The sequence below is a fragment of the Chloroflexus sp. genome (genome assembly GCF_034435895.1).
In the GTDB taxonomy this organism is placed as follows: Bacteria; Chloroflexota; Chloroflexia; order Chloroflexales; family Chloroflexaceae; genus Chloroflexus.
On sequence record NZ_DAOTWH010000339.1, the window covers coordinates 1 to 8,528 of the forward strand.

Sequence of the window (8,528 nt, forward strand, 5' to 3'; positions counted from 1 at the left end):
CGGGTTTGACACCCGCCCCTCGCTATCTGATCAGCTCAATCCCAGCTTGCGCTTCAGCTCGGCCAGCTCGCTATCAACCTCGGTCTCCTTCTCGAGATTGCGGAACCGGGCCTCCAGCGAGTCGCCTTCGAGCTTAGCCATCGCCTCAGCGCGGGCCAGCCGGTCATCGACCTTCTCTTCCAGTTGATCGAGCTTATCGAGGGCGCTGACGCGACCAATCGACGCAGCGGTGCGCTGGAGCGCCTCTTGGGTTTGGGCGCGGTTCTTTTTGGCGATGATCAGCTCTTTGCGCGCCTTCACCTCGGCGATCCGGGTTTCGAGATCGATCAGGGCCTGCTGCAAGGCTTCCACCTGCTCTTCTTGCGCCTTCTCTTGGGCGCGATACTGCTCGGCCAGCTTTTGGGCCTGTACCTTGCGAGATAGTGCTGCCTTGGCTAGCGCCTCATCGCCGGCGCGCAACGCCCGCTCGGCCTTGATCTGCCACTGCTCGGTCTCAGCCTCGGCGGCGATCCGGCGCTGTTCAAGCCGGGTCTCGTCGGCCATCGCTTGGGCCACGCCGGTGCGGGCCTCGTACAGCTCGTTGGTCAGTTGGCGCAGGTACTCGTTCGCCATCTTCTCCGGGTCTTCCGTCTTATCCAGCATTGCGTTGATGTTGGCGCTGATTAGATCCTTGATACGACCGAGAATGGACATGGACGCTCCTCCTTTGGATGCTTATGCACACCATTAAGGCTGCGGAATGGTTGCGACGGGAACACTACCTGCATTGTAGCACGCCGATCGTGTATCCACAACCGTTGATCCGTACGTTTGGCCGCGCCAAAAAGTTTCACCATTCGCTGAAAGGAGGCAATTGGCATGGAGCGCGGCAGTTGGACTGGCGCATGCTTCTCATCAGTGTGCTGACGTTGGGGCTGACGAGCGCAATTGGCATGGAGTGCGGCAGTCAAACTGCCGCACTCGATAGCTGGCCGGTTCGCGCCGCATTCCATAGCTGGCAGGTCTCGGCGTTGGCATCACAACGGGCGGTGGGTTGGCACGCCAACCGCGCGCGGGAAGCGGACGGGAGTAGGGGCGATTTTGGTGACGATCACAAGGCTGCGCCGTTCTTCGCCGGGAATGTCAACCGGTTGGCAGAGGCTGATTTCGCCGCCGAGCAAGGCCAGCGCGTTGTGCGCCGCAACAATCTCGGCCTCTGGGTCGCGGCCTTTCGGCGCAAGCAGACGGCCCCCCATGCGCAACAGTGGCAAGGCGTATTCCACCAGCACGCGCAGCTCGGCGACGGCGCGGGCAGTCACAATGTCATACTGCTCGCGTTCGGCGGGATGGCGGCCCACGGTTTCGATCCGTTCGTTCAGCACGCGCGCGCCGGTTAGTTCGAGACAATCAATGATGTGACGCAAGAATTCAGCCTTCTTGCCAGTAGCTTCGACCAGCGTGACCGGGAGGTCTGGGTAGAGGATTTTGAGCGGCAGCGCCGGAAAGCCAGCCCCGCTGCCAATATCGATCAGGTTGGCCGGTTGCGCAGGCCAGTCACGGGCCAGCCACAGCGAATCGAGCAGATGGCGGCGCACCATGGCCGCGCGGTCGCGCACTGCGGTCAGGTTGAAGCGGTCGTTCCAAACGATCAGCTCGTCGAGATAGCGGTGAAATTGGGCAAGTTGGCGCTCGTTGAGCGCAAGCCCCCACGCGGCGGCGGTCTCGCTCAAGAGGCGCTCGGCATCGTCGGCCATGGAGCGTTATTCCTCAACTTGATATAACCGGTGATGCTTCACATAAGCAAGCACAGCATCAGGCAACTGGTAACGCACCGGACGACCGGCGGCGAGGCGCTGGCGCAGATCGGTGCTGGAAATGGCGAGCTGCGGCCCGGTGAGGACAATCATTCGATCGCGCACTGCCGGCACCGCGGCAACGAGCGATTCTTGGTCGAACGGATAACCGGGCCGTTCAACCACAACAAGGCGGGCAAGGTGTGTGATCTGGTCGGGTTCACGCCAGCGGGGCAAATCAGCGGCGGCATCAGCGCCAATGATCAGGAATAGCTCAACTTCCGACCCATACCGTTCCCGGCATACGCGCAAGGTATCGACCGTATACGACGGCGGCGGGCGATCGAGTTCGAGCGACGATGGGATCAGCGCGTCGTTGCCGGCGCACGCTAACCGCACCATCTCAAGCCGGTGATGGGCAGCGGCGAGATGGCCTTCCTTCAGCGGTTGGGATGCGGCGGGGACGATCAGCACTTGGTCGAGACGGCAAAACCAGCGCGCCTCTTCGACAATGGCTAGATGGCCGAAATGGATCGGATCGAACGTGCCTCCATAAATCCCCAACCGGCGAACAGTAGTCATGATGAGGGGGAGTTATTCTTCGTTTAGCTCATGTGCTTCTTGGAACAGATGCCACACCAGCCAGACGACATCATTCTGGTCATCAGGATGGAGGTCTTCGATATACGGCCAGATCAACTCAGCTACATCGGCGCGCGGCAACAGAAACACGCGCTCGCCGAGCGCATAATGCAACTGGATTGCCAGCTCATCGGCCAGCTCTTGCAAGTCGCGTTCGGGCAGGCGGTCATCGGTGGTGAAACGGTAGCCGCGCATATTTCTCCCTAGCTAGCGTTGTCGCAATGCGCGCGTGCGCCGGTCATCTTCGTAATATTCTTCCTCATCACGCGATGAGAGCTGGCGAGTTGCCGCTTCGTGCTGGCCCGTGGCGGATGAGCGGCGGGGCAAGAGAGCGTTATCGGTGAGCGTTTCAGCGACAAAATCGAGGTACTTCTGAATATCCTCATTGTCTTCGAGGCTATTGAACGGCACCGTTGCTCCGCTTACCGTCTTCACGCTCTCGCCAATATCGCGCAGGGTTGCGTCAATGCCTTTGACCAAGCCACGCATCACGGCGGCCAGTTCCTCGCGTTCTTGCACGGTGAGATTTGCGAACCCGATCAACGCCTTCTCTTGCGCGCGCAGCAGGGTAGCGCGCAGAATAGCAATGTCAGCCTGCGTTTGCAGTTCGTAGCGACGCACCAAATGGGCTTGGCGCACCTGCTCAACCAGCTCCTCAGAGGTTACTGGTGTCCATAAGAGCGCAGGGATAATGATAAAGCCGATGATGCCAATCAAGACCTGTTGGATGACTAACCCGGTGCTTTGGACCACCGGCTGCGATGCCCACCATGTCCATTGAATTTCAAAGGAATAATACACAAGGTAGAGCGTGGCAACTATCACCACGGCATAACCCCATGTCTTGGCGTTAATTTTTTGCAAAAGCATCCCACCCGGCGACCATGGGATGAGGAATGACATCAGGCTCGGCGGCGCCAGCACCAGAATGGCGGTGTATGCCGCAGCAATAATCCAATTGCCGGTTAATTGACTCTGGACTCCCCACCAATAGACCGCAGAGCCAATCATGGCGATGAACGCGAGGATGGCAAGTAACGATTTTGAGGTGAATTGCCATCCGCCTCGGCGGCGTTGTCCACGCACCATTTCAAGATAGCGACTGCTCACGGCGGTTCCTTCTTCCTTACTAAACTACAGCTGCAGAACTATCAACCTTGACCAGACCAAAACGATCATACAACCGCTTCCTAACCAGTTTGTAACCCAGCAACTGTGAAACCGTTAGCCTTTGGCTTGCACATCAGGCGTTAAAAAAATGAATGTCTCAATCCATTCGTCATATCCTGCCGCGCGAATGCGTTCGATTACAGCGGGAGAAAGAGCGGAGATTCCATAAGAATGGTTAACATGGTATGGCACTTCAAGTGATGGTTGGTTATTTTCGCGGAAAGTGAACGTGGCTTGCGCCATAAATTCACCATTTATAATACCGATTAATACCAGTTGTTGGTTTACTGGATCGTACCAGTACAATTCACTGCGTTTCGTTGTGTATAAACGGGGTTCGGGAAAGATTTGGCGATCGATCTGTTGCAACCGCCAACGTTCTTCGTTCGACAAGACGGGCAAGGTTGGCAAGACGAGAGTTGGCGCTGGGGCTAAGGTGGGTGTTGGCGGCGCTGCGGTAGCTGGCGGCGGTGTCGCAACAATAATCGCGGCGGTCGTAGTCATCGTGCTTGTTGGCACAGCAGTTTCCTGCGCCGGCGCGAGATTCGTCGGCGCTATTGTGGCGCGCAAGGTTTGCGCTAGTGGTGGTAAGGTAGCCGGCAATGGCCCGTTCACATCTACTGTTGTAGGTAGGGTCGACAGACAACCACTGAGCGCGACGACCACACCTGCCAGAAAGACCCAGCGATAGCGGTGGCTCATCGCTTAAGACCGTACACTTTCTATAAGAAACGCAAAACGCCGGCATTGGAGTAGATGCCGTACATATCATAGTAATACCATCTTGACACGAAGTCAAGAAGCGATATTTTACGTGAATGTGGTAGTATTCACCGAATATCGCGCTCTAGGAGTCATCTGTTTGAGGTTTCAGGTTCTGTGATGGTTGCAATGATGGGTCATCGTTACAATGTAACGGTTTCATGGCGTTGATAGACGTAAATACGCCAATACCTCCTCAACCGCAACCACGTCACCATATTTGCCATCGATATCGAATAAGTTGGCAAGGTGCGGCTCAGGAGCGCGGTCGCCAACGCATTCGCGGGGCACAATCACCCGAAAGCCGTGTTGCATGCCATCGACGGCGCTGGCCCGGATGCAACCGCTGGTGGAGCAGCCGACCATGATCAGGGTGTCAACCCGCAGTGCGGTGAGGGTGGCGGCGAGGTGGGTGCCAAAGAAGGCGCTGGCGTATTTCTTTTCGATCACCAGTTCGCCGGCTTGCGGGCGCAGCTCGTCAACAATGGCCACCAGCGGCGAGTCGTGGGTGAGCTGGCGCAGCGCCGGCACTTTTTGCACAAAGATGCCGCCGTCGCGGCCATCGGGCGTGTAGGCGACGGTGGTGTAGATGATCGGGATGCCGGCGGCACGGGCCGCAGCTAACACCGGCTGGCTGGCGCGCACCGCATCTGGTACGCCGGGAGCGGCATACAGCGGCGAGCCGGGGGTGGTGTAAGCTTTGATGAAGTCGATCACTAACAGCGCCGGGTGCTCGCCAAAGCCGATCCGTCCGGCGAGGCCGTGCTGGCGGTAGTCGTCGGCAAGATGGTCGAAGGATGTCATAGGGCCTCGTTGTTCGTTAAAGGGCAGACAGTTCGTATGATCGCAGATGCGGTTGATGGCTTTGCGATGCTTCGGTGCGCCCTCACCCCCAGTCCCGCGCCCACTGGCGTGGGTTTAAGGGCGGACAGAACATCTGTCTGGCACCCGGCCCTGAAGGGCCGGGCTAGGCTTACGAAGCCCGCTGCGCGGGCTGCTGGCCCTCACCCCCAGTCCCGTTCCCACTGGTGCGGGAGAGAGGAGCGGAGAGCTGAACTTGGAGTCATTGCAAAGCGATCAACAGTTGTCTCAATCACAAGTTCTGTCCGCCCTTCAATAGGCCGCGCCCTATCTACGTCGTGCCGGGTTGGGTGGGCGAGGTATGCCGCGCTCTTGCTAGTCTGCTGTGACCTCGCGTTGCTCGGCGGGTTGGGCCATACGTTCGCGCCGGGCGGCGCGGGCCATGGCCCACCGCACTGGTTGCGGTTTGCGCGGCGCGGGCAGGCCGGTTTCGGCTTCGGCGTTGGCGAGCAGCTCTTCGAGCGGCGGACCGAAATCGAAGCCTTTGATCTCGCCGCGCGCGGCGGCCAGCTCGGCGCGTTTGGCTTCGGTGGCGGCTGCATCAATCTCAAGCGTCTCGGTTAGCACCACGCCGTAGTCGTTGAGCGCCTTTTCCCGGCTGACCAACCCGTAGCGCACATCGCGTTGCACCGCCTCTGCCGGACGGGTGAGCGGGTCTTTCCAACCGCCACCGCCGGCAGTGCGGTAGATTAGTTGATCACCCGGCTCGACAACGATTTGGTCGCATTTGCTCGGCAATACCTGCCGGCTGCCATCGGTGCGTACCAGCAGCTTGCTCGACCGACTGCCCGGCTTGCCGCCGACGTTGCCCCACGGCGGCGTTAGCCAGCGGTCGTCGTGGATCGAGATTTCTCCCGGTTCGAGGAAGGTGTAGATCTTCTCGATGCCGTTGCCGCCGCGGTGAAAACCGGCGCCGCCTGAGTCCATGATGCTGGTGTAGCGCTCGATCCGGATCGGGTAGTAGCTCTCAAGGTATTCGGTGGGGATGTTGGTGAAGAGCGGCCACCACGAATGCCCGTCCATCCCGTCGCCGATTGGGCGGCCGGGGATGCCGCCGTAGTTGATCTCCATGAGATAAAAGAATTCGCCGTCTTTGTCGTAGCCGGAATAGAGCAGGTAGGGCGAGGTGCCGTAACCAGCGGCGGTGGTAAACTCTGGCGCGCGCTTCGCCAACGCCCCGCCGAGTACGTCGAACAGGCGGGTAAGGGCATGGGTGCGGCATCCCAGCGCCGCCGGAAATTCGGGTTGGATGAGGCTGCCCTTAGGCATAGTGACGTGCAGCAGCGGGTAGAAGCCGTCGTTGAACAAGATTTGCGGGTCGAAGACCATGATCAGGTAGACGCCGATGAACATCTTGAACATCGACTCGTTGAGGTAGAAGTTGATCGGCCCCATCGCCTGCGGGTCGGTGCCCGTCCAGTCGAAGTAGGCTTCGTGGCCTTGCCGCCAGATCGTCAGCTTCATCTTGAACGGCCCGTTGCCCAACCCGTCGTCATCAACATAATCTTCAAACGACTGCGGCTCTTCGGGCAGGTTGCGCAGGATCAGCTCCTTCATCGCCCGATAGGTGCGGTCGAGCAGGGCTTGAGTGGCGGCCAGATAGACATCTTTGCCAAAGCGGTCGCACAGCTCGATCACCCGCTTTTCGGCAGTGCGACAACTGGCGATAATTGCCATCAGGTCGGCGCGGTTCATTTCAGGCTGGCGGACGTTGTTCAGCATAATGTCGAGCACGGCCCGGTTGAGTTTGCCGCGTTCGTAGATCTTGACCGGCGGCAGCCGCAAACCTTCGCCGAAGATGGTGGTGGCGTTTGTGGGCAGCGAGCCGGGCAGCGGTCCACCAACGTCTTGGGCATGGCCGAACATGCTGGCCCAGCCGATCAGTTCGCGATCCTCACCCTCGCCGTAGAAGATCGGCAGCATCACCAGTAAATCGTTGATGTGGCTGATCGCGCCGCCGCAGAGGTAGGGATCCGAGAGCAAAATCACATCGCCGGGTTCGATCGTCTGATCCCAGTGGTCGAGCAGGCCGGCGATGTACGAACCGAATTGGCCGACAATCATCCGCCCGTGCGGATCGGTAATCATCGGAAACTGGTCGTGCTGCTCGCGGATCACCGGGCTCATCGCTGTGCGGTAGAGCACAGCGTCCATCTCGTAGCGGGTGTTCTTGAGCGCGTTTTCGATAATATCGAGCGTGACCGGATCGATCTCGATCTGGGGAATCGACGCGATTTTGAGATTGGTTGCCATCGTTGTTCCTCGCTATTCGGTTTGGCGCAAGACCGCACCGGCGGTTAGCTGCGATTGATCAATAGGTTGAAGTAGCGATCAACGGTTGCGGTGTGGTGGGGCAGCACCACCGTCGTGCTATCGACTTCGGTGATAATGGCCGGGCCTTCGACCTGCATACCGGGGCGCAGTTTGTTGCGGTCGTAGAGCTTGGCCGTGATCCATTCGCCGTGGCGGTAGAGCTGGTGCTCGCCGGTGTAGGCGCTGCTGGCATCGGCATCACCCGGCTCGGCTTCGGGCAACTCCACCTTCGTCACCCGGCCAATGCCGACGGCGCGCAGATTGACGATCTCGACGTTGCTATCGAGCATGAAGCCGTATGTGCGGTCGTGCAGGTCGTTGAAGCGCTGCACCAGCAGCGGGATCAGGTCTTGCTCGAATTCGGTCTCGCTGACCGCAATCGGCATCTCGTAACCTTGGCGGTAGTAGCGCATATCGACGAAGTAGCGAATCTCTTGGCGGGCGGGCGGGATGGCCTCTTCGGTCAGCATTGCGCGAGCTTCGTGGCCCAGCTCGCGCAGCATGCCGACCATCTCCTCTTGTTCAACCCGATCGACGGTGCGGATGTAGGTGCGGGCAAACTCGTCGCGATAATCGGCGCTGAGGTCGCCGAGCGCGCAGAGCAGACCGGGAGCGGGCGGCACAATCACCGGGTAGCAGCCGAGCAGTTCGGCCAGCGCATTGCCGTGGAGCGGGCCGGCCCCGCCGAAAGCCATCAAGGCAAACTGGCGCGGGTCGAAGCCGCGTTGCACACTAACTAGCCGCAGTGCGCCGAACATGTTCTCGTTGACGATGCGCAAAATCCCTTCAGCGGCATCCATCAGGCTGAGACCGGTAGCATCGGCGATCTTCTGCACCGCCGCTTTGGCCGCGGCCACATCGAGCTGCATCGCGCCGCCGAGGATGCTTGGCGGCAGGTAGCCGCAGACTAGATTGGCGTCGGTGACAGTCGGTTCGGTGCCGCCTTTGCCGTAGCAGGCAGGGCCGGGCACGGCGCCGGCGCTCTGCGGGCCGACGCGCAGCGCGCGG

At 59.8% G+C, this 8,528-nt stretch carries 9 protein-coding genes; all 9 read right to left on the reverse strand.

Features of this window, described 5'->3' with window-relative positions; all coding sequences use genetic code 11:
* Nucleotides 1-30: 30 nt before the first annotated feature.
* Nucleotides 31-693, reverse strand: coding sequence for a PspA/IM30 family protein (locus U9R81_RS18715; RefSeq protein ID WP_322496928.1), 663 nt, complete (start codon nucleotides 691-693; stop codon nucleotides 31-33).
* A gap of 323 nt (nucleotides 694-1,016) precedes the next feature.
* Nucleotides 1,017-1,733, reverse strand: a complete 717-nt coding sequence (gene rsmG / locus U9R81_RS18720) for a 16S rRNA (guanine(527)-N(7))-methyltransferase RsmG (RefSeq protein ID WP_322496929.1) — start codon at nucleotides 1,731-1,733, stop codon at nucleotides 1,017-1,019.
* A 6-nt stretch (nucleotides 1,734-1,739) separates the two neighbouring features.
* A complete protein-coding gene (gene nadD, locus U9R81_RS18725) occupies nucleotides 1,740-2,354 on the reverse strand; it encodes a nicotinate-nucleotide adenylyltransferase (RefSeq protein WP_322496930.1) in 615 nt (204 codons plus the stop codon).
* Nucleotides 2,355-2,366: 12 nt separating this feature from the next.
* The gene (locus U9R81_RS18730; protein ID WP_322496931.1) at nucleotides 2,367-2,609 is read right to left on the reverse strand and encodes a hypothetical protein; all 243 of its coding nucleotides are present in this window, start codon (nucleotides 2,607-2,609) and stop codon (nucleotides 2,367-2,369) included.
* Nucleotides 2,610-2,621: 12 nt separating this feature from the next.
* Complete coding sequence (locus tag U9R81_RS18735) at nucleotides 2,622-3,524, reverse strand: hypothetical protein (RefSeq protein WP_322496932.1); 903 nt, start codon at nucleotides 3,522-3,524, stop codon at nucleotides 2,622-2,624.
* A 114-nt stretch (nucleotides 3,525-3,638) separates the two neighbouring features.
* The gene (locus U9R81_RS18740) at nucleotides 3,639-4,286 is read right to left on the reverse strand and encodes a hypothetical protein (RefSeq protein WP_322496933.1); all 648 of its coding nucleotides are present in this window, start codon (nucleotides 4,284-4,286) and stop codon (nucleotides 3,639-3,641) included.
* Between the two features lie 219 nt (nucleotides 4,287-4,505).
* Complete coding sequence (locus U9R81_RS18745) at nucleotides 4,506-5,150, reverse strand: N-carbamoylsarcosine amidohydrolase (RefSeq protein WP_322496934.1); 645 nt, start codon at nucleotides 5,148-5,150, stop codon at nucleotides 4,506-4,508.
* Between the two features lie 372 nt (nucleotides 5,151-5,522).
* Nucleotides 5,523-7,460, reverse strand: a complete 1,938-nt coding sequence (locus tag U9R81_RS18750) for a hydantoinase B/oxoprolinase family protein (RefSeq protein WP_322496935.1) — start codon at nucleotides 7,458-7,460, stop codon at nucleotides 5,523-5,525.
* Between the two features lie 44 nt (nucleotides 7,461-7,504).
* On the reverse strand, nucleotides 7,505-8,528 hold a 1,024-nt coding region (locus U9R81_RS18755; RefSeq protein ID WP_322496936.1), incomplete at its 5' end, for a hydantoinase/oxoprolinase family protein.